The organism is Streptomyces caeni, from assembly GCF_042678285.1.
Taxonomy (GTDB): Bacteria; Actinomycetota; Actinomycetes; order Streptomycetales; family Streptomycetaceae; genus Streptomyces; species Streptomyces caeni.
Genome location: NZ_JBHUDX010000030.1, coordinates 133,915 through 159,721, shown reverse-complemented (window position 1 = coordinate 159,721; position 25,807 = coordinate 133,915). Strand labels below are relative to the sequence as shown.

25 protein-coding genes and 2 pseudogenes are annotated in these 25,807 nt (G+C 71.1%); 11 read left to right on the top strand and 16 right to left on the bottom strand.

The window, feature by feature from the left end:
- Window positions 1–77: 77 nt before the first annotated feature.
- Window positions 78–395, bottom strand: a complete 318-nt coding sequence (locus ACFSL4_RS13320) for a putative quinol monooxygenase (RefSeq protein ID WP_381082153.1) — start codon at window positions 393–395, stop codon at window positions 78–80.
- Between the two features lie 143 nt (window positions 396–538).
- Between ACFSL4_RS13320 and ACFSL4_RS13315 the strand changes: the two genes are divergently transcribed.
- The 3 genes from ACFSL4_RS13315 to ACFSL4_RS13305 all read left to right on the top strand — a co-directional run bounded on the left by ACFSL4_RS13315 (window position 539) and on the right by ACFSL4_RS13305 (window position 3,003).
- A complete protein-coding gene (locus tag ACFSL4_RS13315; RefSeq protein ID WP_381082005.1) occupies window positions 539–1,444 on the top strand; it encodes an AraC family transcriptional regulator in 906 nt (301 codons plus the stop codon).
- A gap of 156 nt (window positions 1,445–1,600) precedes the next feature.
- The gene (locus ACFSL4_RS13310) at window positions 1,601–2,350 is read left to right on the top strand and encodes an SDR family oxidoreductase (RefSeq protein ID WP_381082003.1); all 750 of its coding nucleotides are present in this window, start codon (window positions 1,601–1,603) and stop codon (window positions 2,348–2,350) included.
- A 293-nt stretch (window positions 2,351–2,643) separates the two neighbouring features.
- The gene (locus tag ACFSL4_RS13305; protein ID WP_381082000.1) at window positions 2,644–3,003 is read left to right on the top strand and encodes a DUF6204 family protein; all 360 of its coding nucleotides are present in this window, start codon (window positions 2,644–2,646) and stop codon (window positions 3,001–3,003) included.
- A gap of 950 nt (window positions 3,004–3,953) precedes the next feature.
- On the opposite strand, the gene ACFSL4_RS13300 is transcribed toward ACFSL4_RS13305, so the two are convergent.
- Window positions 3,954–5,537: a class I adenylate-forming enzyme family protein gene (locus ACFSL4_RS13300; RefSeq protein WP_381081997.1), complete on the bottom strand. Its 1,584-nt coding sequence runs from the start codon at window positions 5,535–5,537 to the stop codon at window positions 3,954–3,956.
- A gap of 4 nt (window positions 5,538–5,541) precedes the next feature.
- Window positions 5,542–6,531 carry a phosphotriesterase family protein gene (locus ACFSL4_RS13295; protein WP_381081994.1) on the bottom strand — a complete coding sequence of 330 codons (990 nt, stop codon included), beginning with the start codon at window positions 6,529–6,531 and terminating at the stop codon, window positions 5,542–5,544.
- Window positions 6,532–6,942: 411 nt separating this feature from the next.
- Between ACFSL4_RS13295 and ACFSL4_RS13290 the strand changes: the two genes are divergently transcribed.
- Entirely contained in the window at window positions 6,943–7,908 is a 966-nt protein-coding gene (locus ACFSL4_RS13290; RefSeq protein ID WP_381081992.1) for a helix-turn-helix domain-containing protein, read from the top strand.
- Between the two features lie 267 nt (window positions 7,909–8,175).
- Here ACFSL4_RS13290 and ACFSL4_RS13285 read toward each other — a convergent pair whose 3' ends face one another.
- Together ACFSL4_RS13285 and ACFSL4_RS13280 are read right to left on the bottom strand one after the other, a co-directional pair.
- Entirely contained in the window at window positions 8,176–8,373 is a 198-nt protein-coding gene (locus ACFSL4_RS13285) for a hypothetical protein (RefSeq protein WP_381081990.1), read from the bottom strand.
- A 112-nt stretch (window positions 8,374–8,485) separates the two neighbouring features.
- On the bottom strand, window positions 8,486–8,851 hold the full coding sequence (locus tag ACFSL4_RS13280) for a hypothetical protein (RefSeq protein WP_381081987.1): 366 nt from the start codon (window positions 8,849–8,851) through the stop codon (window positions 8,486–8,488).
- Between the two features lie 231 nt (window positions 8,852–9,082).
- Between ACFSL4_RS13280 and ACFSL4_RS13275 the strand changes: the two genes are divergently transcribed.
- A complete protein-coding gene (locus ACFSL4_RS13275; RefSeq protein ID WP_381081984.1) occupies window positions 9,083–10,141 on the top strand; it encodes a PucR family transcriptional regulator in 1,059 nt (352 codons plus the stop codon).
- A gap of 201 nt (window positions 10,142–10,342) precedes the next feature.
- Here the strand turns inward: ACFSL4_RS13275 and ACFSL4_RS13270 are convergent, their stop codons facing one another.
- From ACFSL4_RS13270 to ACFSL4_RS13260, 3 genes are all read right to left on the bottom strand, one after another.
- Window positions 10,343–11,407, bottom strand: a complete 1,065-nt coding sequence (locus ACFSL4_RS13270; protein WP_381081982.1) for a cobalamin B12-binding domain-containing protein — start codon at window positions 11,405–11,407, stop codon at window positions 10,343–10,345.
- Window positions 11,404–13,050: a PP2C family protein-serine/threonine phosphatase gene (locus tag ACFSL4_RS13265; RefSeq protein WP_381081979.1), complete on the bottom strand. Its 1,647-nt coding sequence runs from the start codon at window positions 13,048–13,050 to the stop codon at window positions 11,404–11,406. The genes ACFSL4_RS13270 and ACFSL4_RS13265 overlap by 4 nt, the downstream gene beginning before the upstream one ends.
- A gap of 302 nt (window positions 13,051–13,352) precedes the next feature.
- Window positions 13,353–13,901: a hypothetical protein gene (locus ACFSL4_RS13260; RefSeq protein ID WP_381081978.1), complete on the bottom strand. Its 549-nt coding sequence runs from the start codon at window positions 13,899–13,901 to the stop codon at window positions 13,353–13,355.
- A gap of 269 nt (window positions 13,902–14,170) precedes the next feature.
- Between ACFSL4_RS13260 and ACFSL4_RS13255 the strand changes: the two genes are divergently transcribed.
- Window positions 14,171–14,353, top strand: coding sequence for a hypothetical protein (locus ACFSL4_RS13255; RefSeq protein ID WP_381081975.1), 183 nt, complete (start codon window positions 14,171–14,173; stop codon window positions 14,351–14,353).
- A gap of 568 nt (window positions 14,354–14,921) precedes the next feature.
- Here the strand turns inward: ACFSL4_RS13255 and ACFSL4_RS13250 are convergent.
- The 4 genes and pseudogenes from ACFSL4_RS13250 to ACFSL4_RS13235 form a co-directional block, all read right to left on the bottom strand.
- A pseudogene (locus ACFSL4_RS13250) lies at window positions 14,922–15,401 on the bottom strand (HIT family protein).
- A 105-nt stretch (window positions 15,402–15,506) separates the two neighbouring features.
- Window positions 15,507–16,280, bottom strand: a complete 774-nt coding sequence (locus ACFSL4_RS13245; protein ID WP_381081972.1) for a hypothetical protein — start codon at window positions 16,278–16,280, stop codon at window positions 15,507–15,509.
- A 487-nt stretch (window positions 16,281–16,767) separates the two neighbouring features.
- Window positions 16,768–17,136, bottom strand: coding sequence for a DUF202 domain-containing protein (locus ACFSL4_RS13240; protein ID WP_381081970.1), 369 nt, complete (start codon window positions 17,134–17,136; stop codon window positions 16,768–16,770).
- Window positions 17,133–17,540: a YidH family protein gene (locus ACFSL4_RS13235; protein ID WP_381081967.1), complete on the bottom strand. Its 408-nt coding sequence runs from the start codon at window positions 17,538–17,540 to the stop codon at window positions 17,133–17,135. The genes ACFSL4_RS13240 and ACFSL4_RS13235 overlap by 4 nt, the downstream gene beginning before the upstream one ends.
- A 338-nt stretch (window positions 17,541–17,878) precedes the next feature.
- Here ACFSL4_RS13235 and ACFSL4_RS13230 point away from each other — a divergent pair, with 338 nt between their 5' ends.
- Entirely contained in the window at window positions 17,879–18,214 is a 336-nt protein-coding gene (locus tag ACFSL4_RS13230; protein ID WP_381081964.1) for a MarR family winged helix-turn-helix transcriptional regulator, read from the top strand.
- A 33-nt stretch (window positions 18,215–18,247) separates the two neighbouring features.
- On the opposite strand, the gene ACFSL4_RS13225 is transcribed toward ACFSL4_RS13230, so the two are convergent.
- Window positions 18,248–18,847 carry a TetR/AcrR family transcriptional regulator gene (locus ACFSL4_RS13225; RefSeq protein WP_381082151.1) on the bottom strand — a complete coding sequence of 200 codons (600 nt, stop codon included), beginning with the start codon at window positions 18,845–18,847 and terminating at the stop codon, window positions 18,248–18,250.
- 55 nt (window positions 18,848–18,902) lie between these two features.
- Here ACFSL4_RS13225 and ACFSL4_RS13220 point away from each other — a divergent pair, with 55 nt between their 5' ends.
- Window positions 18,903–19,367: an SRPBCC family protein gene (locus ACFSL4_RS13220; RefSeq protein WP_381081962.1), complete on the top strand. Its 465-nt coding sequence runs from the start codon at window positions 18,903–18,905 to the stop codon at window positions 19,365–19,367.
- A 151-nt stretch (window positions 19,368–19,518) separates the two neighbouring features.
- On the opposite strand, the gene ACFSL4_RS13215 is transcribed toward ACFSL4_RS13220, so the two are convergent.
- Complete coding sequence (locus ACFSL4_RS13215) at window positions 19,519–20,535, bottom strand: amidohydrolase family protein (RefSeq protein ID WP_381081959.1); 1,017 nt, start codon at window positions 20,533–20,535, stop codon at window positions 19,519–19,521.
- Between the two features lie 396 nt (window positions 20,536–20,931).
- Window positions 20,932–21,933 carry an EamA family transporter gene (locus ACFSL4_RS13210; protein WP_381081956.1) on the bottom strand — a complete coding sequence of 334 codons (1,002 nt, stop codon included), beginning with the start codon at window positions 21,931–21,933 and terminating at the stop codon, window positions 20,932–20,934.
- A gap of 41 nt (window positions 21,934–21,974) precedes the next feature.
- Here ACFSL4_RS13210 and ACFSL4_RS13205 point away from each other — a divergent pair, with 41 nt between their 5' ends.
- On the top strand, window positions 21,975–22,499 hold the full coding sequence (locus tag ACFSL4_RS13205) for a MarR family winged helix-turn-helix transcriptional regulator (RefSeq protein WP_381081954.1): 525 nt from the start codon (window positions 21,975–21,977) through the stop codon (window positions 22,497–22,499).
- 282 nt (window positions 22,500–22,781) lie between these two features.
- On the opposite strand, the gene ACFSL4_RS13200 is transcribed toward ACFSL4_RS13205, so the two are convergent.
- On the bottom strand, window positions 22,782–23,684 hold the full coding sequence (locus ACFSL4_RS13200; protein ID WP_381081951.1) for an SDR family oxidoreductase: 903 nt from the start codon (window positions 23,682–23,684) through the stop codon (window positions 22,782–22,784).
- A 79-nt stretch (window positions 23,685–23,763) separates the two neighbouring features.
- Here ACFSL4_RS13200 and ACFSL4_RS13195 point away from each other — a divergent pair, with 79 nt between their 5' ends.
- Together ACFSL4_RS13195 and ACFSL4_RS37690 are read left to right on the top strand one after the other, a co-directional pair.
- Entirely contained in the window at window positions 23,764–24,360 is a 597-nt protein-coding gene (locus ACFSL4_RS13195) for a TetR/AcrR family transcriptional regulator (RefSeq protein ID WP_381081948.1), read from the top strand.
- A gap of 75 nt (window positions 24,361–24,435) precedes the next feature.
- Window positions 24,436–25,212 (top strand): annotated as a pseudogene (locus tag ACFSL4_RS37690) (transposase); the annotation flags it as partial.
- Window positions 25,213–25,807: the final 595 nt, after the last annotated feature.

Sequence of the window (25,807 nt, the reverse complement as noted above, 5' to 3'; positions counted from 1 at the left end):
ACGGTCGGATGAGGACGGTCGGGTGTCGCCTCGGCAGGCGCCCGAGGCGCCGGGAGGGCGGGGGTCGGTCCAGGGGCTCAGAAGGCGGCCTTGCCGCGGACCGGGACGTAGTCGGTGTACTCGGGCTCCTTGGCCAGCAGTCCGGCGATCCGCGCCACGATGGCCTGGGCGGCCTCGCCGGCGAAGAGCCGGTGGTGCTCCTCCTCGCTGGTCCAGCCCTCCGTGACGTGGACGACGTCGGGGTCGGAGGCGGAACGGGAGACGAGGTAGACGACGCAGTGTTCGCTCGCGCCGGGGCTGCCCTCGTTCAGGCCGGTCAGCAGCAGGTCGACCAGCCGGTCGCCCATGCCGGGCTCTGCGGTCAGGGTGGCGTTGAAGCCGTAGTTGACGATCACGGCTGCCTTCTTCTCGGTGATGGAGTGTGGTGATTCCATTCAACCGGTCTGAACTGCGGAAATGTTAGAGCGAAGCTCGCTCCTACTTGCACAATCCTCGCGTTCACGGGAGCACGGCTGCTGATTGGTGCTGCAATGGAGGCATGTGCCTCGAAGAGCTCCGCACCCTGCTGGCCCGGCATGCCCGCCCCGACTGGACCACGGCCATCGACGGCGTCCTGATCTCGAAGGTCGACCGATCGGATCCGCCGGCGCCCTCCATGTCCGGTACGGTGCTCGCTGTCATCGCCCAAGGCGCCAAACGCCTCGCCCTGGGCGACAGGGTCTACGAGTACGGCCCCGGCCAGTACCTGGTCGCATCCGTCGATCTGCCCGTCACCGGACAGTTCACCCAGGCCGATCCCGGGCAGCCGGCCCTCGGCTTCGGTCTCACGCTGGAGCCGTCCGCCGTCGCCGAGTTGCTGCTGCAGGCCGGTCCCGCGGACACCCCCCGCTCAGGCAAAGGCGCCCCGTCGGGGATCTCCGTCAGCGACGCCCCGCCCGCGATGCTCGACGCGGTGGTCAGGCTGCTGCGCCTGCTCGACGAACCCCGCGACCGCGCCGTACTGGCCCCGCTGGTCAAACGCGAGATCCTGTGGCGCCTGATCACCGGCGAGCAGGGCACGGCGGTGCGCCAGCTCGGCCTGGCCGACAGCAGCCTCAGCCATGTCTCCCGGGCCGTGCGCTGGATCCGCGAGCACTACGCCGAGCCCTTCCGGGTCGAGGACGTGGCACGCCTGTCCGGCATGAGCGTCTCCGCCTTCTACCGCAACTTTCAGGCGGTGACCGCGATGAGCCCCATCCAGTTCCAGAAACAGATCCGGCTCCAGGAGGCCCGGCTGCTGCTCGCCACCCACCCGGGCGACGTCACCGGAGTCGGCCACCGCGTCGGCTACGACAACCCGTCGCAGTTCAGCCGGGAGTACCGCCGCCAGTTCGGCGCACCCCCGAGCCGGGACGCGGCCCGCCTGCGGGGCACCGTACGCACCCCCGCAGGCGCCCTGCCCTGAGCGGAATGAACCACAAAGGAGGATCGTGCAAGGGGAAGCGAGGATCGTCCTACTATTTGCGCAGGTCAGAGCGATTCAATGGGATCACCGGTTCTCCCGCGGAACGGGAAAATACCCGTCCATCCGCGGATCCCACCACATCGCAGGGGTTACAGCATGAAGACAGTCCTGATCACCGGCGCCTCATCTGGATACGGACGAGAGACCGCCCTCTGCTTCCACACGCGGGGATGGAACGTCATCGCCACGATGCGCACCCCGCGTGCGGGCGTCCTGCCTGAGTCCGACCGGCTCCGCGTCGTCGAGCTCGACGTGACCAAGCCCGAGTCCGTCACCGCCGCCCTCGAGGCAGCGGGGCCCCTCGACGTCCTGGTCAACAACGCGGGCATCCCGTCGATCAGCGTGTTCGAGGGCACCCCCATGGCCCGAGTGCGGGAAGTTTTCGAGACCAATACGTTCGGCGTGATGGCCACGACACAGGCCGTGCTGCCCCAGTTCCGCGAGCGCGGCTCCGGCGTGGTGGTCAACGTGACCTCCAGCGTGGTGCTGGGACACATGCCGCTCTCGGCCGTCTACAAGGCGAGCAAGATGGCCGTCGAGGGGTTCACCGCATCCCTCGCGCTCGAGCTCGCGCCCTTCGGTGTGCAGGCGAAGACGGTCGAGCCGGGCGCCTGTCTGACGACGAACTTCGCAGCCAGGGCGACGAACGGCGGGTCGCTGGAGGAACTGGTCCCGGCGCCCTACGTACCGTGGGCGAAGAAGGCCATGGACGACTTCACGGGCCAGGAACTGTTCACCAAGGAGAGCGACGTCGCCGAGACGGTGTGGCGGGCCGTGCACGACACCACCGGCCAGCTGCGGTTCCCGGCCGGTGCCGACGCGGTCTGGCTCGCCCAGGCGAAGTGATCAGCCGGCCAGTACCCGGCCCGGCGCGGTGACACCTGGTGTCGGCCTCGCACTGCCGGCTGAGCACCGCCACGGGCACGGCGCGCCGCACGACGCGATGAACCATGGCCGCATCGACGTGGAGGACCCGCGGAGGGTACTGGCCATACTGCCGCAGCACACCGTGGGGGAGCTTCACCGGTGGCGTCACCCATGGCTTGGGACGCGCGCCGCCACATGACCGGGAGCAGTACCGCGTGGTTCCCGCCGGAAATGCGGTGGAGTTCGCCGATCTTGCTGGTTAGTGTCGTGGGATGGGTACTCGCACTTTCCGGATCACGGTCCGCGGAGTCTTCGACGGGCTCAGCGCCGATCAGCGGGCCGAACTCCTGGCCCGCGCCGCAGAGCACGACGTTCTGCGCGCGTCCTTCACACCCGGGGGACACCTCAGTTACGACCTGACGGCGCGATCCGCCTTCACCTTCCGGTTCCTGGATTCCGGGGAGGAAGAGGAGGACATCCTGGAGGCGTCCGAACGCGCTGAAGAAGCGGCGAAGGCGTGGCTGACCGAGCGCGGCTACGGCTACAAGAACGTACGCTCCCAGGCCGAGGACCTCTCCCAGGCACCGTTGGGCAAACGGCAGCGCCGCGCCGCAGCCCAGAAGAACGCCTGATTCTGCAACCGCACTCTCATAGCCCGGTGACGGCCGCAGGCAGCGCCCCGGACGCGTGGCCTCGCAAGCATCCGGGCATCGAGATCGTCTGCCACGACGGGTCCGCGACCTGCGCCGAGGCGATCCGCCGAGCCCTGCCCAGGGCAACGCAGGTCGCCGACCGGTGGCCGCGAGCCGCGAGCCGCGGCAGCCCGTTCGGCGCTGTCTCTCACCGTACGGGGACTCGCCCCGTACCCAGACCGCTGCGGCCGCGCCGGGCCGCTCTCTCCGCCCCGTACCACTCGCGCACACGCCGGCACGTGACTTGAGCAGGGCCCTCCCGAAGAAATAATCGAGTTGGTGATCCCGCGGGATTCCCGTACGGGGCGCGGCGCATCGGTGTCCGCCATCCGCCCTTCGGTAAGGAGAGGCTCCTGCCGGCAAGGGCCGGCCCGTCGTGGAAATGACGGCCGTTGAACCGTTGATTCCGCGTACGCGGAGCCCGGGGCCGTGGGCATCACCAGGGCAGGCCGGCCGCCCGCGGCGGGGGTACCGGCCGGCAGGGAGACGGCCGGGCGGCAGACGGCAGGCTTGCAGGCTTGCAGGCTTGCAGCCCCGGCACGGCCGGAGGGGCCCGCGGTGTTGTCCGCATCGGTCCGCAGTCCCCGCCCGGGGGATGGCGTCCCACCAGGTGTCGCCAGGTGGTGTAGGGGATCAAGACACCGGAATGCGCAGGCCAGGCACGTTGTCCCCGCTCGACCGGGTGCCCACTCGCCCTACTGGGAGGCTTCGTGGGCTGCGGCCTCCACGCAGATCGCCATGGTCCTCGAAGCGGAATGCGTAGCGCTTGATCCCCCACACCACGTCGCGGGACACGACCGCCCGGGGCCACCACGAGCGCGGCCTGGCCCAGGCGGGTCGTGCGGCCCCGCCCTCATGACGGACACACGGGCAGGCCCGATGCGCGCCTGTCACTGAGGCGGATCACCGGTCGGGCAGTTCCTCGTGCGGGCGCGGGGCTGACGTCCCTGACGTCCGCGGACGAGGGTTCCCCACTCGGTCTCCCCCCGCAGGGCGCCCTTGAGCACCTTGCCGCCCGGGTTGCGGGGTAGCGGGGTGTCGCGGACGGCGACGTACTGCGGGATCTTGAAGTCGGCGAGCCGTTCCGCCAGGTACGCCAGCATCGCCCCGACGTCGAACGAACCGGCGGCAGCCGGGACGACGACCGCCCCGACCTTCTCCCCCATGACCTCGTCGGGCACGCCGAGGACCGCTGCCTCGGCGACCCCGGGTGCCCCGGCCAGGGCGTTCTCGACCTCGACGCAGTACACGTTCTCGCCACCGCGGTTGATCATGTCCTTGGCGCGGTCGACGATGTGTACGAGGCCCTCGTCGTCGATGCGGGCGAGGTCACCGGTGTGCAGCCAGCCGTCGACGAAGGTCGCGGCCGTGGCCTCCGGTTTGTTCCAGTAGCCGGCCACGCGGTTCGGCCCGCGTACCAGGAGTTCACCGACGCCGGTGCGGGGGTCCGCGTCGGCGAGTCCGAGGTCCACGACGGGTGCCGCGAAGCCGACCGAGTCGGCGTGGTCGGTCGACCACTCGTGGGGCAGGAACGTCGCGATCGAGGCGACCTCGGTCAGACCGAAGCCGTTGCCGACCCGGGCCGACGGGAAGGCGTCCTTGATCCGCGCGACCAGGGCGGGTGCGATAGGGGCTCCCCCGTAGGCGGCGAGGATGACCCCGCTGGTGTCCAGCGACGCGAAGTCCGGGTGCGCGATCACGAGGTTGTAGATCGCCGGAACGGTGATCACGATGTTGATGCGCTCCTCGGCGATCGTCGTCACGAAGCGTCCGACGTCGAAGGCCGGCAGGATCACCGCCGTTCCACCGACGGCGAGTTGCACGAGCAACTGCGTGTTGCACCCTGTCACGTGGAACAGCGGCACGGAGATCAGGTTGCGCAGCGCGGGCCCGTCGCTCCGGTCCACACCGAGCACCCGCAGGGTGGTCTCGATGTTGGACAGGAAGTTCTCGTTGGTGGTGACGGCGCCCTTCGGAAAGCCGGTCGTGCCGCTGGTGTAGAAGATCGCCACCGGGTCGGTGTGCGCGGAGTCCTCGTGCGCGGCCGGTGGTCCGGCGGGCAGCGGTTCACCGGGCCGGAAGACGTACGCGGCTCCCGAGTCCGTCAGGACGTAGTCGACCTCGGGCTGCGCGAACCTGGTGTTGACCGGAACGACGATCGCGCCGGCGAGCACGCTGCCCAGGAAGGCGCACACCCAGTCGGCTCCGGCCGGCAGGAGGATGGCGGTGCGGTCGCCGGGTGCGATGCCCCGCTGCCGCAGGCCTCCGGCCACCTCGCTCGCGCGCGCCCACAACTGGGCGTAGGTCAGGCGGGGCCCGCCGACCTCGACGACCGCTTCGACGTCGGCATACGCCTCGGCGGAGGCGCGGATCGCTTCGAGGAGGGAGACCGGCAGGTTGTCGTAGCGGGCGATGCCGTCCGGGCCGCGCGTGATGCCGCTGGTGTCGAGCGGGCCGTGCTCGGTGTCGGTCATCCGCTCACGCCCCGGCCGTGAAGTAGCGCCGCGGGTTGTCGACCAGCATCGCGTCGATCTGCTTGTCGCTGACACCGGCCTCGCGCAGGGCGGGCAGCACGTCCGTGGGGATGTGCAGGAAGTTCCAGTTCGGGACCGCGGACTTCACCAGCTGCTGGTAGTCCTCACCGGAGAAGTAGTCCATGTAGCAGGCGGCGTCGTGCGCCAGCACGATGCGGTCGGCGTAGCCCTGCGCGCACAGCGCCGCGATGGTGGCGACCCGGTCGCCGGTGGGGTTGTACATGTCCAGGCCGAAACGGTCGCAGCCTATGGTCGCACCCGAATCCATGATCCACTTCAGGTAGTCCAGGTCGTTGGTGTCGCCGGCGTGGCCGATGACGACCTTCGTCAGGTCCACACCGCGCTGCCGGTAGAACTCGATCGCGAGCCGTCCGGTCTGGTGCCCGGCATTGGTGTGCACGGTGATCGGTGCGCCGGTCCGGACATGGGCCTCGCAGATGGCCGCCTGCACGCGCTCCTGGTCGTGGGTCAGTCCGCGCTCCTCGACCACGCCCTTGAGGAACGCGGCCCGCACTCCGGTGTCTGCGATGCCGTCGGTGACGTCCTTGACGAACAGTTCGGTCATCGGGTCCGGTCCGTCGAAGAGCGTTCCCGGGCCCCGGTAGTGGAAGTAGTGCGGGATCTCGTCGAAGGTGTAGAGGCCGGTCGCTACCACGATGTTGATGTCGACCTCGGCGTTGACCCGCTGGATGCGCGGGATGTAGCGGCCGAGGCCGACGACGGTCGGGTCGACGATGGTGTCGACGCCCGCGGCCTTGAGCTCACGCAGTTTCTGAACGGCGTCGGCCAGCCGCTCGTCCTCGTTCCACCACTCCTGCCCGTAGTTGGCCATGATGTCGGGGGTGAGCACGAAGACGTGCTCGTGCATCAGCGTGGTTCCCAGCTGATCCGCTGTGATCGGGCCGCGAACGGTCGCGACATCGTGGACAGTCATGACTGCCTCCAGGTCGTGCTGCGTCACCATTGACGCCCCGCAGTGAAGCCGGTCGCAGCCGAGCCTGTCGTCGCCCCGTGCGCACAGTTGTGTCGTCAACGCGTGCTGCCGTCGTGGGCGAGAGGCGGCGGTCCACCTGGGAGGACACACCCCGTCCCCTAGGGGTGTTTCGAAAGTCCCGCACAGCACCCACGGCGCCCGGCACGCTCCCCCAGGCTCTTCGAGCAGGGGGCACCCCCACTCGCCGCACCGGCCGAAACCCCGAGTACGTCCGGTACGAGGGCTTTCGTCCGGCACGCCGAGAGCACGCACCGGACACCGCAGGCACCGCACAGGACTTCCGAAACACCCCCTAGCCCGCCGAATCCCGGGGCGGATAGTCTGCCGCCTCAGCGGAGGGAGGGAATCGAAATGGCGGGGACATACCAACTGGACGGTCTGACCACCGGTGACCGCTCTGCGGCCGGTGCCGCGGCGCAGGAGGCCTGGCGCGACTGGTGCTGCCGGGTCCATGGCCATTTCGACTTCGAGTTCGACGACCACTCCTACCGCGGACGGGTGGTCCGCCAGCACACCCGGACCTACCAGCTCATCGCCTGGACAGGAGAAACGGAAGTCGTCAAACGCAGCGCGCGCAGCATCCGCCGCGACCCCCGCGGTCACTACGAGCTCCTCGTACCCCTGCGGGGTCGATTCAAAGTCGGGCACGACGACGAGGCTTCCTGGATCAGGCCGGGTGACATGGCCCTCATTCCGATGGACCTGCCCTCCGCCGTCGCGCACGCCACCGGCGCGGCCGCCCTCACCCTCCTGGTACCCGTCGGTCTCGTCGAGCAGCGCTTGGGGCCGGCCGTCGTACGCAGCCAGAAGATCGTCGGGGACAAAGGGCTGTCCCGAGTCAGCCGGGACTTCGTGGTCAGCCTGCTCCGTCAGCGGGCCCACTTGTCCGGCCCGGAGTTCGACGCTGCCTGCGATCGGGTCGTCGACCTCGTGTGCCTGGCGGTGGACGGCGGGCAGCGGCTGCCCGAGCAGACAGCCGGCGCCGCGGTCGCCGATGCCGTCAGACGGTACGTCCGCGAGCATGTGACCGATCCGGGACTGTCGGTCTCGGCGATGGCCTCTGCGATCGGCTGGTCGCCCCGCTACATCCAGGCCGTGCTCGCACGTGAGGGGACCACCCCCACCGAGCTGATCCGCACCCAGCGGCTGGATCTGGCGCACGCCAAGCTGTCCAACCCGAACCTCGCCGGCCAGACGATCACCGCCATCGCTGCCTCCGTCGGTTTCACCTCCTCCAGCGCCTTCAGCCAGGCGTACCGGCAGCGATTCGGCTGCTCCCCCCGCGATGCGCGCCCTCTTCACCGCCGCGGGCAGTAGGGCAAAGGGACACCTCGGAACGGGGCCTTCGGTCGGGCCGATGGCCTCCTGACCTCATGCGGGCTCCGGCACCTCCTGCGGTGTCGCCAAGAAGGCCGAGATCGTCGCCGTACGCGTCCTGAACAACGCGGGATCGGGCACCACCGCCCAGGTCGTCGCCGGGGATCGCCGGGCGACCGGACGTCGCCGTGATCCGGACGTCGATGTGGTGGCCCGGACAGCGGTAGCCGTTCTTCTCGATGCGCCCTGCGCCTGCCGGTCTGCCCGTCACCAGCGCTCGCGCAGGAAATGGTTCTGGTGGGCGTGGGCCCGGCGCCGTGTGTCCCGGATGCCGCGGGTGGCGGCGGCCTCCGTGCGCAGGGCTTCGGGGTGGGGTGCCATCCGCCGTCGGTCCCGGCGGACCAGCACGACCGTGGAGACCGCCACGATCAGCACGGCGACGGCGAGAGGGATCAGGAAGGACATCGACACTGCTCCTTCCGCCCGGCTGCGCGCCGGGCATGGGGGTTCGCAGGCAGAAAACGGTGGTGGGCGGCACGGGTGACGGCGGACTCGGCACCGGGCGGGCGAACCCGGCTCACCGGGGGAAAAGGCGGTGCAGAGGCCGGACGAACCGGCACGTCAGCCGCCAGGCGACGAAGAGTGCTCCGGCCGGCGCGAGCAGGCGCAGCGCCGCGGTGACGGCGCCCGGCGGTGTGAGGGCGACCAGCGGTGCGGTCGCGCCGACAGCGAGGAACCAGGCGAGCACCGTCACCGAAGAGAGCGCGACCGACACCGGTACCCCGTCCATCCCCCAGGCATCGAGATCGAGGTCCGCGTCGAAGCTGTCCACGGCCGTGACGCCGAGGGCGACGAGCAGCCAGAAGCACACGACCACGACGAGGGCGGCGGTGAGCAGGATCGAGGGAAGGCCGGTGGCGGCCACCACGAGCATCCGCATCATCACGCCCCCTCCCCCGCACGGCACACATGAACGGCGCGCTGCGGCCTTCGGTCCCGGCCCGGGCATCTGCCGGTGTCCGGCACCGGAACCGTCCGCAGTACTCCCCGCGCGTCATGATGCGCGGCGGACACCCGGGAGCGCATTGCCGGTCCCCGGCAGTGTTCACTAGGGTCTTCATGCCGGTGAGCCGCCAAGGAGCGTCACCGGCACGTCAAGATTCCAGGGGGCGGCGTGACGGACCGGGAGATTCCCGAGCAGTATCTGGACGGCTATACCCGGATACTGGGTGAGGCGTCGGCCACGGGCCGACGCCTCACCCGCCAGGAGATCGAGTCACGGCGGACGCTGGGGGAGCAAGCCGCCGACGCGGGCCACGGGCTGCGTGCCCTGGTCGGCGCCCACTTGGCGGCGGCCCGCTCCGCCTGGCCCGGCACAGCGGGATCGGCCGACAGCACACTCGCCGCCATGCACCAGGCGATCGACGCCTTCGCCGAAGGATACGAACGCGCCCAGCGCCTGGCCGTGCGTCAGGAGGAGGCGGCGCGCCGCGAGTTCATCGACGATCTCCTCTACGGGCGCAGTGACCTGGGCCGCCTCGCCGAACGCGCCGAACGCTTCGGTCTGCGCCTGTCCCACGCCCACGCGGTCGCCGTCGCGCAAGGCCCGAACGCCTACCACGAAAGCGATGCGGTGCCCCGGCAGGTCGAGCGCGCGCTCATCGCCCGATTCGGCGACCGCAGCGTCCTGGTCACCACCAAGGACGGACGGCTGTTGTGCATCGTCCCCGGCCACGAGGACGAGATACTCCCCTACTTCGCCAAACAGGCGTACGCCGCCACCGACGGCGGCCGGGTCGCCATCGGCCGGGCGCAGCCCGGACCGGGCGGCGTCGTCCAGTCGTACGAGGAGGCGCTCAACGCCCTCGAACTGGCCGAGCGCCTCGGACTCGACGGCCCCGTGCTGCACGCGGCCGACCTGCTCGTCTACCCCGTCCTCACCCGCGACCGGCAGGCCATGGCCGACCTCGTGGTGAACACGCTGGGCCCGCTCACCTCGGCCCGCGGCGGTGCCCCGCCACTCCTGGACACACTCACCGCGTACTTCGACTCCGGCTGCGTCGCCGCCGAGGCCGCCCGGCGCCTGTCCCTCAGTGTGCGCGCCATGACCTACCGTCTCGAACGCATTCACCAACTCACCGGCGCCGACCCCTCCGACCCCGCCCACCGGTACATGCTCCAGACCGCGGTCATCGGCGCCCGGCTGCTGGACTGGCCCGCCAGGGGCATCTGACACCCCGGCCGCTCAGCGGCTGCGCGTGCGCACCGGACTTTCCGCCGGAGACCGCGGGCCACGTCCACCCCGCCCGCGAGTGGACGATCGGCAGACCCGGACGATCGTCAGACCCGGTTGCCGGAGAGAGAAGAGCGGTGCGGTCGGCTCGACGCCACCGCGCGCACCGCGCGGCGCCGGGCGTCGTCCCGGCCCCCGCCCTCAGGCCGGTGGAACGGCGTGGCCCGCGGCCGCCAGCTGGCGCCGCCCGGCGTCCAGCAGCGCGGCCGCCCGTGGAAGGCCGCACAGCGACCCGGACAACGCCGCCAGGGCCGTGCCCAGAACGGCGGTGGGCGCACCGCGGGCGTGGAGGAACTGCACTTCGAAGGAGAGGTGGTCGGTGAGGACCTGCGGATCGTCGACGTAGTCGGCCGCGGCCACGACGTCCGGGAGACGGCCCAGCTCCTCCAGGACGGACTCGGCGTGCTCGGTGCCGGGGTCGCGCAGCCACGGGTACCGCTCGCGCAACCGGGCGAGCAGCCGGCCCAGCGACTCGGACCGCCGCCGGACGATCCGGGAGTACTCATCGTCGGCGAGGTGCTCCAGGGGTGCCGCCTCCGCTGGGGCTGGCGGCCACCGCGCGGCGAGCATCCCAGCGGCGGTGACCGGATCGGGCGCGTACAGGCCGGCCCCGAGGGTGCGGGCCCAGACGCCCTCGGGCCCGAAGCCCGAACCGCCCGCGAGCACCGGCACGCCGGCGTGCCGGCAGCACTCGACGAGACGGTGCGCGGCAGGCAGCCGCACCGGGATCATGCACGACAGGCCCACCAGGTCGGGCCCCCGCCGGTGCACATGGGACAGCAGGTGCGGGACGAGAACGTGGGCGCCCAGGAACGTCAGGTCGAAGCCGCGCAGCCGCAGTACCTCGGCGGCGATCCGAGCCGGCAGGGTGTGGCGCTCCCCCTCGACGCACGCGAACACCACACGGCGGGCCGGGGCGAAGTCCGGAGGCCGCGGCGGGCGGGCCACGGCGGCCACGGCCCTCACCACCCGCTCGCTCACATGGGTGGCGGCGTGCTCCTGGGCCACGCTCCACTCGGTGGACACCCACCGGGCGCCGACGGCGGCCTGCGCCGGAGCGATCAGCCGGAGCAGGATGTCCTCCGCCGAGGTCCCGGACCGCAGCAGGCCCAGGGCGAGCGCGGTGGCCCCGGCCTCGTCGGCGTGGGCGAGGTGGTCGTCGAAGGCGGCGCGGACCTCCGGCGCCGCGGCGGACAGGCCGGTCACCGGGGGGCTCCAGCGGCGGCGGGCGAACCGGGTGAGGCCTGCAGCGCCAGCACCGCGATGTCGTCGTGGGCATGCCCGGCCAGCCAGTCGGCGGTGCGCAGTTCGATCCGCTCGGCGACCGCGCCGGCGGGCATCCCCGCACAACCCGCCAGGTCGTGCGCCAGCCGCTGCTCCCCGTACTCCTCGGCGCCTTCGGGGCCGCCCCGTGCCTCGGTGACCCCGTCGCTGTACAGCAAGATCAGCTCGTCGCGCGCCAGGCGGACTTCGGCCTGGGCGAATTCCGGGCCGGGCAGGGCCCCCACCAGCATCCCGCCCACGTCCACAGCCTCCACGGCGCCGCCATGGCGCAGCACCAGCGGAGGCATGTGCCCACCGCCGGCGAGCACGACGTCCAGGGTGTCTCCGGCGCCCGGGCGGGCGGTGCCCATGACCACACTGACAAACCGGCCCGAGTCCGCTTCGAGCAGCGACTGGTTGAGCACCTCGAGCACACACAGCGGCCGGGACTCGACGTGGGCCAGGGTCCGCAGGCTCTGGCGGACGTGGCCGGTGAGCACGGCCGCCTCGACGCCCTTTCCGCAGACGTCCCCCAGGGCGAAGTCCACACCGCCGCCGTCCCGCGCGGGTTCCACCTGGTAGAAGTCGCCGCCGAAGCCCAGCGCCTCCGGGGCGGGGCGGTAGGCGGCGCCCAGCCGCACCCCCGGCACCTCGGGCAGCGGTGCCGGGTCCAGGCCCGACTGGAGCACGGCCGCGGTGTGGGCCTGCTGGGTGTAGAGCGCCGCGGCCGACAGCGCCATACCGGCCCGGAAGGCGTACTCGCGCCTCACGGCGGCGTCCGCGGTGTCCAAGCCCCGGGTTCCCGCCGACCGGACGAGAACCAGCGCCCCAGTCGGCGCCCCGCCGCCCGGCAGTGCCATCACCAGCGTCTCGCCTCCCGTGCCCGGAACCGGCGGCGCCGCCCCGCCGAGCGCACCGAGTTCGCCCGGCCGGCAGGGAGCGGGCCGCAGCCACAGGCCCGACAGGGCCCGCACCAGTTGCGGCACACGGTCGAGCAAGGACGCCGGCAGCACGCCCGACTCCGCCGCTGCGCCCGGCGCCGCGCAGCGGTACCACTCCGCGTGGCCTCTGCGCGGCGGCAGTATGAGCACCGCGGCGTCAGCCAAGGCCGGCACGGCGAGTTCCACCACCCCCCGGGCGGTGCGGCCGTGGTGCAGGGAAGCGCCCAGCCGTCGGACCGCTTCGCCGAGGAACGCCGCGCGGGACCGCTCGGCGCGCAGATCGGCCTCGCCCTGGCAGACCGCGGTCACGTCACTGACGAGCCACACCGCACAGTCCTCCACCGTGCTCCTGCGCCCGGTCAGCCGCCGGCCGCGGAAGTCGGCCTCGAAGCGCGCGGCCGAGTCGACGGCCGCCTGCCCCAGGGGTCCGGCCGAGACGGGGTCCGGCACCATCCCCGGCCGCAGGCCCGGGAAGTAGACGCCGGTCAGGCCGTTGCACCAGCGCACCACACCGGTGGCGTCGCAGACCACGACCGCCTGGTCGACGAGGTCGAGCAGGGCGTTCAGCAGCTTCTGCCCGGGACGGCCCCGTGTCTCCCCGGCACCGCCGTGCGCCGCCGGGCTCGGGGCCCGCGTGCCCGTCACCGGGCCCGCGCCCCGGGAGGACGTGCCCCGGCACTGCATGAAACGCGGCCGGCTTCCTCGCCGGCCGGCAGAGGAGAGATACGCACCGCCGCTCCACACTCCGGCGCCGGAAAATTCTTTACATCCGATTTCTCATGATACAGTCCGCTTTCGTCCCTTGCCGGGGCCCCGCGCGCAGGAGCCGGGCCCTGCCGTGCGCCACCGCGCCGGCCCGGGGCCGAGCCCGGCTCGACGAGGCCGTCCGGGTCGCGGTGCCGGACGCACCGTGGGGTCTTCACAGGCGCCGGCACCGTCCCGGTCGGTCAGGGGTTCAGCAGGTCGGGACGCCGGGAAGCCAGGCGTCGGGGACGTCGATGAAGATGTTGGGGATGTAGTCGCCGTAGTCGGGCAGATACGACCAGGCGTCGTTGCTGTAGCCGTCCTAGTTGACGAGCTGACCGTGGACCTGGCACTTCACGCGTACGGTCGTCGGGCCGGCCAGGCTGGCCACGCGGGTGGAGTTGGGTCGCCTGGGCCCGGATGCTGACGTCCGTGCCCCAGGTCGGGAACGACGTGGTGTCACCGCCGTCCGTCCGGAGCCAGCTGACGGTCACCCAGCCGTTGTCGTTCAGGCCGACGTTGCAGAAGGTGCCGTCGGCCAGATCGATGCCGGCCCGGTTGGCCACCTGGCGGCCGAACTCGTCCCGCCCGCCGCTGCGTCCGTTCTGGTAGGCGGCCTGCGCCTCGGGCAGGCCCCGGGAGAGGTCCTTCCACTGCTCGCGCCGCGAGGAGGGGTTCCAGTGGTCGTCGTGCGTGTTCCAGGGGCCGACGTCCCAGACGGGTGCCGCCTCGCAGCGCGCCGGCCCGTACACCTGGACCGAGCACTCGCTGCTTCCGTTGGCGAGAGGGCGCGCCGTGAGGGCAGGGCCACGAAGTGGTCGTTGCTGCGTATCACGTGACCGTTGGCGGCGGTGCCGCCGACCAGTCCCTCGCGCGCGGCGTAGACGCGGACCGAGAAGGAGACGGCGGTGAGTGCGGGCTGCGCGGGAGAGGTGCCCTGATCGTCCGCGGTCAGTGTCAGGCCGCGGACCGCGGGCGTGGCACCGGCCTTCGTGCTCCACAGGGTCAGCCGAACTCGCCGGTGGTCACCACCCTCAGCGGTCCCACCAGCATCCGGGTCCTGCGCCAGAAGCAGGGCGACACGGTCAACGCCGAGGGCTACACCAACAACTGGTGGGGCAAGCTGCGCGACCAGAACGGCTTCATCAGCAACATCTGCATCGACAACCCCGCGTACCAACTGCCCGGCGTATCCGTCTGCTGACCCGCTCCACCGCAGGCGCCGGCCCGGACCCGAGTGTCCGGGCCGGCAGGTTCCCGCCCACCGGCCACCCCTTGCCCCGGGCCGGCCGGCCCGAACGGGAGTGTCCGCTCCTTCTGTCTGCACATCGCCCACCGGGCTGCGGAAGAACCAGCCCGCTGGGCGCTGCGGGTGGTGCGCTGCCCGGTTGGACGCCGTGGGTGGTGCGCTGCCCGATCAGCGATGAGGAGATCAGCAAGGCCAGGGACCGCAGGCACCGCAAGGCCCCGACGGACCAGCGCGCCCGAGCAGACCCGTCCAGCAGACCTGCCCCATCTGCGAACACGAGTTCACCACCACCGCGGGCCGAAAGCGCACCCACTGCACCGAAGAGTGCCGCATCATCGCCCGCACCATCGAAGACGTCCGGGAAAACGCACCTGTCCGATCTGCGGCGACCCCTTCGAAACCCCGAAGACCTCCCGCCGGATCCGCTGTTCACCGGCCTGCCGCAAGGATGCGGGACGCAGACGCGACCAGGCTCGCGACGAAGACCGGGCCCGTCGACCTGACGGTCGCCGGGCCCGCACCATCAGCCCCTCAAACGCAACCCGTCCAGTTCACTGCCGATCGCATCCCGCAGCACATCGTGCTGCGGACCGAGCGTGAACCGCTCTTCACTCCACCGCTAACGCGGATACAGCCACACCGGCCTGCCCACCAGCTCGGCCGGCTCCCACTCGAACCGCGGCCAGACATGGGCGTGCAAGAACGGGGCCGTGTTGCCGAGGATCTCCAGGTTGACCCGGCGGAAATCGGGGTCCAGCCGTCGGCAGGCCCGCTCAACCGCTTCTCCGAGTTGGTCCATTTCGGACAGAAACGAAAGCCGCTTGGTCCTCGGCAGGTCGGACAGCCGTTGAACACCCGGCTCGTCCACGAGGAGAACCGAGTACCCGGGCAGGAACTGAACGTCGCCGATCACCGCGAAGCCAGACTCAAGCCGCCGCAGTACGGTCGGGTTCTCGCCCCGCAGAGCAGCCCCGATCCGGTCCATCCGCCACTCACCAGTCACGGCCCGAGCCTACCCACCAGCGATCAAGACCTGCTCCTCTCTCCCCACCCTCCCCACTCACGTCAAAGACCGGCCGAGCGAGGCGAGGAACGGCCCCGGCAGTTTTCAAGAATCGCCGTCACCAGCCGGCACCGGGTCGAGCAGGTCGAGATAGCCCATCTTGGCCTCGTTGGCCCGCTGGATATGTACCGGGTTCAGGACCTCGGCCAGGTGCGGCAGGCCGAGCCCGACGGCGGTGGCGCGGATGCGGGTGCCGGTCAGCTCGCTCGACGGGCTTCCTCGGTCGGGGCGGGGGAGGTGAAGGGGCGAGTGCCGGTCAGCTCGTCGTAGACCTGTAGCGGACAGCGGCGGCCGACCTCGACGCGGGCGGCTGCGGCTCGGTTCAGCACAGCCTGCAGCGGTCCGGTCTCCGGCCCGACCGGCCGGCGGCGGGGGTGCCTCTATGTCTTTCGTCAAGCCCGAGCTGGTCATGCGGCGACCGCTTCGGGCAGGCACGAGCAGGACGCGATGCGCAGGCCAGCCGGACCCCCGCGTCGCGACCTCCGCGTGAGCGCCATCGGTGCCCACCGTGACGACCACCACCGCGGCAGCGAAGCCCAGCGCTCCGAGCAGTGCCCCGACAAGGGCAAGCCCCCATGTGCCGGTGACGAGGTGAGAGGCGCCGACCAGTCCTCCCCCGAGGATCAGGCCCACCAGCGCACCGGCCGGCAAGCCACCCCCGATGGGCATCCCGCCGGTCTGCAGGGCCCGAGCGGCAACCCGGGTGTCCCCTCCCCTGAGAAATTCGGCCACGGCCACCCCCGCCGCCGAAGCGGCCCATGGGATGCCCGGAACGCCTGCGATCAGCAGGCCGCCGACCCGCACGCTGCGCCGCAGCATTCCCTGCCCGTTCACATCATGGCGTCGCAGTGGCCGGCGAAGGCTTTCCCCTGCCTCGCGATCGCGCCAAGACCACCCACTCGACCAGCGGATTCGTCCCCGACCACCCACTGCATGAGGTGCTGGGGCACCCGACCGGCGCGTCGGGCCCCGACCATGCCCACCAGGTGAGAGCAGCAGACAGCCAGGGCCCATCGCGATCAGTTCGGCGCGGCCGACCCAACCGAAATGGCGAGGTCAGAGCCGTTCCGTCATCGAGAGAAGGACTGTGGTCATTGCGGTCGCACCCTGGGAAGAGCGCGTGCCAGACGGTGGGAGCGGTGCCGGGAAGGTCCGCTTCCGATGCCGAACCGGCATCGGAAGCGGACCTTCCGCTGGGTGTGTACGCGCGTTGCTCGGCGACCTGCCCGGGTACGGATGCGGGTCTGCCGGCGCCGACGGGACCTGCACCCCAAGGCGGTATGTAATTGTGGAGCGTCTCACCCATTCATATCAGGTGGAGGCGGGAGTTGACTTCGACCACAGTGGCCAGCACCTGCAGTGTGACGACCGCCACCGCGGTGATCCGTATCTGGTTCTGGGCGACGACGCGCCCCTTGATGCCGCGCGCGCGGACCACGCCTGCCGCTCGGCGGTAGCGCGCATGGCCTGTCCGGTATACCCACATGGCAAAGAAGATCGTTGGGACCCCGACGACGAATCCGAGCAGATGGCTGTCCCCGTCCCTGGCGTGCATCAGCAAGCCGCCGACCGCGAGGAACGAAAAGCCGGTGCGTCGCCAGGCATGGTCGGTGCGTTCCGGTTGCAGGCCGGGGTCCACGGCCGCGGTGGTGGGACGGCTCACGTTGCCGTTCATCCGCCCTTCTTCGAGATCAGGATGGCCATGAGGACCAGGACGAGGACGGAGACGATGCTCAGCCCGACCGCGACGTTGCGCAGCATCTTCGACTTGGCGGGCAGCGGGTCACCCAGCCGCATGGCCCGCTCATGGGCAGCCCAGTTCCCGTACGCCGTCACGGAGATCATCAGACTCAGGCCGGAGAGGATCAGCGCGAGCAGTTCGCGTCCGCCCTTGATGCCGAAATACGGTGCGAACTGGATGACTGCGACACCGGCACCCAGCAGGGCCAGCGAGGTGCGCACCCAGGCCAGGAAGGTCCGCTCATTCGCCAGGGAAAACCGATAATCCGGGTCTTTGCCGCACTCGTACAGCGGAGGTTGACTGTCGCGCAGTCGGCTGAGCAGCCGGGCGGGCTTCACAGTGGCAGTAGTCCCATTTCTATCCGTGAAGGACATTTCGTAAATTTGTCCCTTTTCTAGGCTGCATCCTGGCCGAAGTTCGCCGGCCTGCCGGGTCACCGGGGGAGCCGGGCGGGCCGACCGCTGCCTACCGGGTGCACCGAATCTCGATACAGATATGAGCAGTTAGACATATGCATAACTGATTATACTCTAGCCGCATGAGGCCCTTGCCCGTCGATGGCACCCGCCCTGCCGGTGGCACATCACGTGCCCGGCTGCTCACCGACACGGTCACCCGGCTGCGTCGGTCCCTCCGCTTCTCAACGGGGGGCGAACGCCCTTGGGAGATACTTCCGATGGCCCAGCTCGAACTGCTGCAGGACCTTGCGGAGCACTCCCCGGCCCGCATCGGCGACATCGCCGCGCGCAAGCGCCTCGCGTTCAGCACGGTCAGCGGACTGATCGGTCAGATGATCAAGAACGATCTCGTTGCCCGCGCCATCGATCCGGCCGACCGCCGCGCCTCCGCCGTCACCCTCACCGAAGCGGGCAGAATCCGGCTGGAGGCCTGGACGCGTGGTCAAGAGCGACGGCTGGACAGTGCGCTCGACTCGCTGGACGAAGCTGACCGGTCCGCGATCCAGGCCGCGCTGCCTGCCCTGATACGGCTGGCCCGGCAGCTGGACGAGTAACGGCGCTGCCGCAGCCGGACGTCGGCGGCTTGCTCAGTCCGAGCCGTAGTACAACCGGAGGAACTCCTCCATCGCCGCGTCGACGCCGGCGCGGTCACCGCTGGCGAGCAGGTCGAGCAGCAGACCGCGGACGGTGGCGAGTCCCAGCCTGGCACGGTTCCGGGCCGCCGCAGGGTCCATGCCCGCGGCGACCTCGGCGGCCACGAGCGGCTCCAGCCAGTTCGTCACAAGCCCTTCGAGGACCGGGACAGCCTCGGGGCGCCCCCGCAGTGCGTGCCCGCAGATCTCGAAGAAGAGCCGCTCCTGACCGGCCAGCCGAGGGTCTGTCAACTGCCGCCACAGAAGCCGCGCGACATCCGCGGGCGAGAGACCGGGCTCCGCGCGGAGCCGGGACAGCAGCTCACGCTGGCGCCGCTCCGACGTCCGGACGATCTCGACGAGCAACTGTTCCTTGGAGCCGAAGTAGTGGATCAGCATGCGATGGCTGACGCCGATCGCGGCGCCCAGGCGACGCAGACTGAGGTCCGCTATGCCGTGTGCCGCGACGTGGTCGACGGCCGCGTCCACCAGCTGTGCGCGCCGGTCCCCGCCCGTGCCACGCCCGGCCTCCCCGGCCGCGTGCGAGTCATCCATGTTCACCACATCGCGAGTGTACCAATTGGTACACGGCTCATGTACCGTGTGGTACATGAAGTCCGTCACCGTGTCGATCGACGTGCCGCAGACGCCCGAGCAGGCCTATGACTTCCTCGATGTCATGGCTCACCACGAGCGATTCACCGACCACTACCTGACCGACTGGCGCTACAGCGGCCCCGACCGCGGCACCGGATCGTGCGCCACGGTCACGGCCGCGCTGGGCGGAACGAAGACCGACGTCACCATCGAGGTCGTCGAGGCCGACGCACCGCGGCGCATCGTCGAACGCAACGTCAGCGCGGCCGGCCGGCGCCTGGCCCACGGCACCTACGCCATTGAGCCCCTGGGGACCGGCGGGAGCCACATCTCGTTCACGTACACCTGGGCGCGCGCTCCTCTCGCGGACCGGCTGCTGGCCCCCGTCGTGCGGTCCACGATGCGGCGCGCCAACCGCACGGTCATGCGGCGTCTGGCCGTCGAGTTGGCTCGCCACGTGTCCACTGCCGGTTCCTGACGTCGATGCGTACCGGCTGTCCGGCCCGGTACCGGGGCCCGGGGCCCCACAGCAGTGCCCCCGGACAGCCGGGCGCAGACCCGCCCGAGCCGGCGCTCGACACATAACCGGGTCCAGACGCATGGTCCGTCGGTGGCAGCAGCTTGCCTCTTCACACTCCGAACAGTCCCGCCGCGTTGTCGTGGCACACCGCCCGCAGCCACTCCTCCCCGAGACCGAGCCGCTCCAGGGCGTGGAGCTGATGCACGTACGGATAGGGGATGTTGGGGAAGTCGGAGCCGAGCAGGACACGGTCACCGAGCCCGGCCAGCCGGGGCAGGACCCGTCGGGGGAACGGCATGAGCCCCTCGGTGAAGTCGGTGAACGCCATCGTCGTGTCCAGCCGCACCTCCCCGTACCGGTCGGCCAGGCCGAGGAACTCCTCGTACTCGGGCATCCCCAGATGCGCGACCACCAGCCGCAGCCGGGGATGCCGCGCCAGCACCCGCGCGATCGGCTCGGGGCCGGTGTGCTTGCCGGGCGCGGGCCCGGAGCCACAGTGGATCACCACGGGTATCCGGGCCTCGGCCAGCAGCCCCCATGCGGGATCGAGGAGTTCGTCGGCCGGGTCGTACGCCCCCACCTGCACATGTGCCTTGAAGACGCGCGCGCCCGCCTCGACGGCCTCCCTGACGTAGGTCTCGACGCCCGGCTCGGGATACAGGGTGGCGGTGTGAAGGCAGTCGGGGGTGCGGCGGGCGAAGTCGGCCGCCCAGTCGTTCAGCCACCGGGCCATGCCCGCCTTGTGCGGGTACAGCATCGCGGTGAAGGCGCGTACACCGAACTCCCGCAGCAGAGCCGCCCGTTCCGCCTCCTCCCGCCGGTAGGTGATCGGCCATTCCAGCCCCCCGGTCAGCGGCCCGAGCGCGTCGAAGTAGCCCCAGACCTTGCGCAGGACGCGCTCGGGCATGAAGTGCGTGTGGACGTCGACCAGCCCGGGAAGACCGAGCCGCCCCCAGAAGCGGCGGACCTCACCGGCCTCCTCACCCGCAGCTATGTCGCTCATGGTCCCTCGCGAACCCGTGGCTGCGCCGGCGCGCGGCGACCCGTGCATGGTGCGAGGGGCCGTGGGCGGGGTGGGTCCGGCAGAACCGGCAGGCTCCGCAGATGCCATGCGGTGATCGTTCATATCGCCCACGATCGCCCCTGGTGCGGTGGCGGGTCCACTCCCTCGCGCCGGGGATCCGTGAGTGATGCATCACCCGGCCCTCCGGCGGCGAGGAGGCCCCGGCACGGCACGCAGGTCCGGCCTGCGGTGTGCCGCAGGCCGCCCGCCCGGTCGGCTGCTCCGGGGAGCGCCGGCCGGAGCCGGTCTTCAGGCGGCCGTCGAGCAGGTGCTCAGGACTGCCCGCCGGGATTGCGTACAGAGCGGGGAAGCTCATCCGCCTTGCGGCGCGCCCGACCCCGCACCGTCGATACGTTCGCCGCCAACGCAACGGTCGTGATCCCTGCCCTGCGACCGGCCGAAGGGGTCGCCTGCCGGAGGTGAAGACGTACGGTCCCGCCGCTGTCGCAAGGCGCGCTGTCACGGCGCTCGCCCTTCACTCCTCTCGTACGAACCCGTGCCGGAGCACTGCCCGGCACCAGTGCTCCTCACCGGTGAACTGCACATGGACGGCGCCGGCGCGGGGCACCTGCCGGGCACAGGGAGGCGAGGCGCCTGACCATCACGGCGTCGGCCCGCGCGCGTGGGCCGGCCAAGGACGACTCCGACCAGGACGAGTACCAGTCCGCCCAGTTGCCGGACCGTCAGCACCTCTCCGGCGACCACGGTGCCGAGCAGCACACCCGTAACGGGGTTGAGCAACCCGATGAGGCCCACTGTCCCCGCCGGCAGGTGCCGGAGCCCGGTGAACCAGGCGGCGAAGGCCAGCGCGGTGGCGATCAGCGCGGCGTAGCCGAACGCAAGGAGCACTCGTGCGGAAAGCGCCGGCGGAGGGCCCTCCGCTGCCGCGGCGACGGGCAGCAGGAACAAGCCTCCGGCGGTGAGCTGCCAGGCGGTCGAGGCCAGGACATCGGCACCGGCGCCCCAACGCTTGGCCAGGATATGGCCGAAGGACGACACCAGCATGGCCGAGGCCGAGGCGAGGACTCCCGGCACGCTCACCCCCTCCGCCCCCGTGAGAAGCATGACGCAGACCCCGCCGAGCCCGATCGCGGCGCCGGCCAGGTGTGCGACGCCGGGCCGTTCGGAGACCAGCACCCAGGCGATGAGCATCATCGCCATCGGAGACACGGCCATGACGGTCGAGGCGACGCTGGTCGGAAGCGACTGGGAGGCGGCATAGACGAGGACGAAGAACACGCTCACATTGAGCAGCCCGAGCACCGCGGACCGCCCCCACCACGCGCCGCGCGGCCCCTGCCTGCACAGGGCCAGCAGGACGAGACCGGCGGGCAGCGCACGCAGGGCCGCCCCGTACAGCGGGTTGTCCGCCGGGAGAAACTCGTGGGTGACGAAGTAGTTGGTCCCCCAGGCCACCGGCGCGACCGCGGTCAGTACCACCCATCGTATGTTGGCTTCCATGGAAGACAATATAGCTTCCCGGGAAGCTATATTGTGTGTCCATGGAAAGCTCTCAGCCGCTGGACCGCGTAGCCCGCATTCAGGCCGACTGGCACCGCGAACGGCCCGATGTCGATGTCACCCCACAGGGAGTGATCGGCCGACTGCACCGCCTGGCCGGCCGGCTCACCGAGGAGCTCCGCCTCGTCTACGGCCGCTACGGTCTGAGCGAGGGAGAGTTCGACGCGCTGTGCGCGCTGCGCCGCGCCGGAGCCCCGTACGAAAGGGCACCCGGCGAGCTCGCGGCGCACACCATGGTCACCACCGGCGCGATGACGAAGAGAATCGACCGCCTGGAGCGAGCCGGGCTCGTCACCCGCCGCCGTTCCGACGACGACCAGCGTGGCCGGATCGTCGCCCTCACCGGACCCGGACGCGAGCTGATCGACCGGGCGTTCACCGATCACATGCGAAACGAACGCCACCTGCTGGATCTCCTGACCGCCGCCGAGGCCGAGTCGCTCCAGGCGCTGCTCACAACCTGGCTGTCCCGTTTGGAACATCAGCCCGCTTCCGGCAGCGAGTGACCCTCCGTCCTTCCGGGGCCGCGACCAGCGCCTGGAGGCCCTCGACGTGCTCGACCGTTCCCCTGCAGGTCCCGCCCCGAATGCCAATGCCGCAGCCGGTGCCGGTGCCGGTGCCGGTGCCGGTGCCGGTGCCGGTGCCGGTGCCGGTGCCGGTGCCGGTGCCGGTGATCACAGGAGAGACCATCGCCCCCACATGACCAACGCGCTTTTATCTGCGGGGAGTTCGCCCTCGTGGTCGATCTGGGCCGGCCGAGGATCATCAGGCGCCGGTTCCCGCCGCGGTCAGTCGGCGGTGGGATCGACGGTGAAGTAGTGGCCCTTGTCCAGGTCCTCCAGGAGGCCGGGGCCGACCGGGTGCCATCCCAGCAGTCCGCGGGTCAGCGCGCTGGAGGCCGGCTGGTCGATGGAGAGGACGGCACCCAGGAAGCCGAAGTCCTCGGCCGGGCGGGAGGCCGTCGGCAGGTCGAGGTGGCGGCCGATCACCTCAGCGATGTCACGGATCGGCACCCCTTCGTCCCCGACAGCGTGCAGCATCGATCCCGCCGGGGCCTGCTCCAGGGCCAACCGGAACAGTCGGCCGGCGTCCGCCACGTGCACTGCGGGCCAACGGTTGGAGCCGTCGCCGCTATAGCCCGCCACCCCCTTTTCCCGGGCGTCGGCGATCAGCCAGGAGACGAAGCCCGGGTCTCCTTCTCCGTGCACGGTCCGGGGAAGCCCCACGACGCACGAGCGGACACCGCGTGACGCCAAGTCGAGAGTCGCCCGGGCGTTCGCGGCGCGGCCCGCCATGAGCGAGCCGGGCGGAAACTCGGGACGGTCGCGCTCGGTCGCCATCGTGCCCGGTATCGCGGGCGTACCGGAGGCGATGACCAGGGGCTTGCCGGAGTCCCGCAGTGCCGCGCCGAAAACCTCGACGGCGCGCGCATCGGTCCGCACGGATTCGTCGAACCGGGAGAAGTCATGGCCGAACGCGAGGTGGACGACGCCGTCGCACCCGGCTGCGCCGGCGCGCAGGGTGTCCAGGTCCTCGAGGCCGCCGTGGAGCACCTCCGCCCCTCTGGCGGCGACAACCTCGGCCGAGGAGTCCGACCTGGCGAGCCCGAGGACCTGGTGTCCCGCGCCGATGAGTTCAGGTACGACGGCCGAGCCGACCCAGCCGGACGCGCCCGTGACGAATACACGCATGAAGAACCTCCGTGATGTCAGGAACTGTCATCAGCATAGCGCAGTAATGTCAGGGCCTGTCATCGCGTAGGATCACCCCATGGGTAGATGGGAGCCGAATGCGCGAGGGCGACTGGCGGAGGCGGCGCTGAGGCTCTACGCGGAGCAGGGTTTCGAGCGGACCACGGTCGCCGAGATCGCCGAGGCGGCAGGGCTGACCGAGCGGACCTTCTTCCGGCACTTCGCCGACAAGCGCGAAGTCCTCTTCTACGGGACCGAGATGGCGCTGGACTTGCTCACCCGCACCATCGCGGAGGCCCCGGCCTCGGCGTCCCCGATGGACGCGGTGGGCGCAGCGCTGGAGTCCTTCGGCACCTTCTTCCAGGAGGACCCGGAGCGCGTCCGGCGGCGGGACGCGGTCGTCTCCGCCAGCACCGAGCTGCGTGAACGTGAACTGGTCAAGCTGGACGCCTTCGCCTCGGCGATGGCCGGCGCGCTGCGCGAACGCGGCACGCCGGAGCCGGCCGCCGGCCTGGCCGTCGAGGCCGGCCTCGCCGCCTTCAAGGTCGCCTACGCCCGCTGGGTCGCCGCCGAGCCCGGCAAGGCGGGCAGGACGGACGAGCAGGATCTGCCCCGGCTTTTCCGCACGTCACTGGCGGAACTGCAGAAGATCCTCACGGACCGCACGTCGGCATGACCGCGGCGAAGCACCAGCCCGAGTTGCACCGACGGCCACCGCGGTGAGACCCCGGCAAGCCGGGCCGGATTTCGTTGCCTCGCCGTCGCCCAGGCCATGCCGGGCTTCGCCTCGGAGTCCGGACGGCTGCGGTTCGTCCGCTCCCGGCTGGGCACGATGTTCCCGTGCGTGCCGAAGCAGCCGGGCTGGAACAAGCGACTGCGGGCTGCGTTGCCGCTGGTCAAGCGGGCGATACGGCTCCTTGCGGCGGACACCGGCTTCTGGTTCGACAACCGCTGGATCATCGACTCGACCCCGGTGGAGTGCGGCCGCTCGCGGCCCACGGTGAAGCGGTCGGACATGGCCGCTGGGCCGGATACGGGTACTACGCCGGCCATTCGCGGTTCTTCCGGGGCCTGCGACTGTACCTGGTGTGCGCCCCGACCGGCATGCCGATCCTGTGGGCCCTGGCCAGCCCCAAGCCGGGCGAGCGCGAAGTGCTGACGGCGATGCCGGATCGCGAGCCGGACGCGGTCACCGGCCGACCCGGCCTGCCGTTCGTCGCGGACAAGGGCTTCGTCTCCAAGGAGTTCGAGGCCGATCTGGCCTTGCGCGGAGCGGCGTTGCTGCGGCCGTCGTTCAAACGGGAGAAGCGCCGCGGGGCGAGCCGCTGCTGAAGTCGGTGCGGCAGTTGATCGAGTCGGTGAACGACACCCTCAAGGGCCGGCTCGACCTGGAACGGCGCCGCGGCCGGACCTTCGAGGATTCGCGGCCCGCGTCGCCCAGCGCGTCCTCGCGCTGGTCGCGGCGATCTGGCACGACCACAGGACCGGACAGCCGGTCATGCGATCTCTGATCGCCTACGACCACTGATCACATCGGAATGACTCGTCTGGGCGAGAGCGGGCCGGCGTCGCTGCTGGGCTGCGTGGTGGTCGGCTGTGCCGTCGACGTCGTCCTTGATGCGCTTGGAGGGGATCGGCATGGCATCCGGTGTGGGGCACGGCCGGCCTCGATGGGGTCCCGGGGTGCGGGGCGGACCGCGGCGGAGTGCACCATGACGCCCGACCTGTCATCGCTTCTGCCGGAGCGCCCATGGTCCATCGGCCCGCCCCGCCATTGCCGCTCTCGCTCAGGCGGAAACGCAAGTTACGCACGATCCTGGCCAGCGCGCTGACCAGGCGGGCGGTGGCCGCGCAGGCGGCGCTCGCAGGCGCCCGCCCATGCAATTCAGGTGGGAGTGAGTCGGACCGTGCTCCCGGCCGGCGCCGGGGCCGTGCTGTCCGCACGCATCGACTACGAGACGCACCACCTCAACGTCGGCGCCTGGCCGGCCACCACCGGCCGCGTCGCCACCGCCGTGGTCGCCGGCTCCCCCGGCCCCAGCAGCTTTGGACAGCGAACGGGCACCTCCGCCTCGTCCCGCGCTGTCGCCCCACGCGGTGCTCCCATGTCCCGGAGAGCCCGG

Bases quoted from the DNA above. Each gene is read 5' to 3' on its own strand.
- ACFSL4_RS13220 (WP_381081962.1), top strand. From the start codon at position 18,903: ATGAAGTCCGTCACCGTGTCGATCGACGTGCCGCAGACGCCCGAGCAG.
- ACFSL4_RS13215 (WP_381081959.1), bottom strand. From the start codon at position 20,535: ATGAACGATCACCGCATGGCATCTGCGGAGCCTGCCGGTTCTGCCGGA.
- ACFSL4_RS13315 (WP_381082005.1), top strand. From the start codon at position 539: ATGTGCCTCGAAGAGCTCCGCACCCTGCTGGCCCGGCATGCCCGCCCC.
- ACFSL4_RS13245 (WP_381081972.1), bottom strand. From the start codon at position 16,280: ATGCTGCGGCGCAGCGTGCGGGTCGGCGGCCTGCTGATCGCAGGCGTT.
- ACFSL4_RS13305 (WP_381082000.1), top strand. From the start codon at position 2,644: ATGGGTACTCGCACTTTCCGGATCACGGTCCGCGGAGTCTTCGACGGG.
- ACFSL4_RS13300 (WP_381081997.1), bottom strand. From the start codon at position 5,537: ATGACCGACACCGAGCACGGCCCGCTCGACACCAGCGGCATCACGCGC.
- ACFSL4_RS13195 (WP_381081948.1), top strand. From the start codon at position 23,764: ATGGGTAGATGGGAGCCGAATGCGCGAGGGCGACTGGCGGAGGCGGCG.
- ACFSL4_RS13295 (WP_381081994.1), bottom strand. From the start codon at position 6,531: ATGACTGTCCACGATGTCGCGACCGTTCGCGGCCCGATCACAGCGGAT.
- ACFSL4_RS13240 (WP_381081970.1), bottom strand. From the start codon at position 17,136: ATGAACGGCAACGTGAGCCGTCCCACCACCGCGGCCGTGGACCCCGGC.
- ACFSL4_RS13200 (WP_381081951.1), bottom strand. From the start codon at position 23,684: ATGCGTGTATTCGTCACGGGCGCGTCCGGCTGGGTCGGCTCGGCCGTC.
- ACFSL4_RS13280 (WP_381081987.1), bottom strand. From the start codon at position 8,851: ATGATGCGGATGCTCGTGGTGGCCGCCACCGGCCTTCCCTCGATCCTG.
- ACFSL4_RS13290 (WP_381081992.1), top strand. From the start codon at position 6,943: ATGGCGGGGACATACCAACTGGACGGTCTGACCACCGGTGACCGCTCT.
- ACFSL4_RS13285 (WP_381081990.1), bottom strand. From the start codon at position 8,373: ATGTCCTTCCTGATCCCTCTCGCCGTCGCCGTGCTGATCGTGGCGGTC.
- ACFSL4_RS13205 (WP_381081954.1), top strand. From the start codon at position 21,975: ATGGAAAGCTCTCAGCCGCTGGACCGCGTAGCCCGCATTCAGGCCGAC.
- ACFSL4_RS13225 (WP_381082151.1), bottom strand. From the start codon at position 18,847: ATGGATGACTCGCACGCGGCCGGGGAGGCCGGGCGTGGCACGGGCGGG.
- ACFSL4_RS13210 (WP_381081956.1), bottom strand. From the start codon at position 21,933: ATGGAAGCCAACATACGATGGGTGGTACTGACCGCGGTCGCGCCGGTG.
- ACFSL4_RS13230 (WP_381081964.1), top strand. From the start codon at position 17,879: ATGGCCCAGCTCGAACTGCTGCAGGACCTTGCGGAGCACTCCCCGGCC.
- ACFSL4_RS13310 (WP_381082003.1), top strand. From the start codon at position 1,601: ATGAAGACAGTCCTGATCACCGGCGCCTCATCTGGATACGGACGAGAG.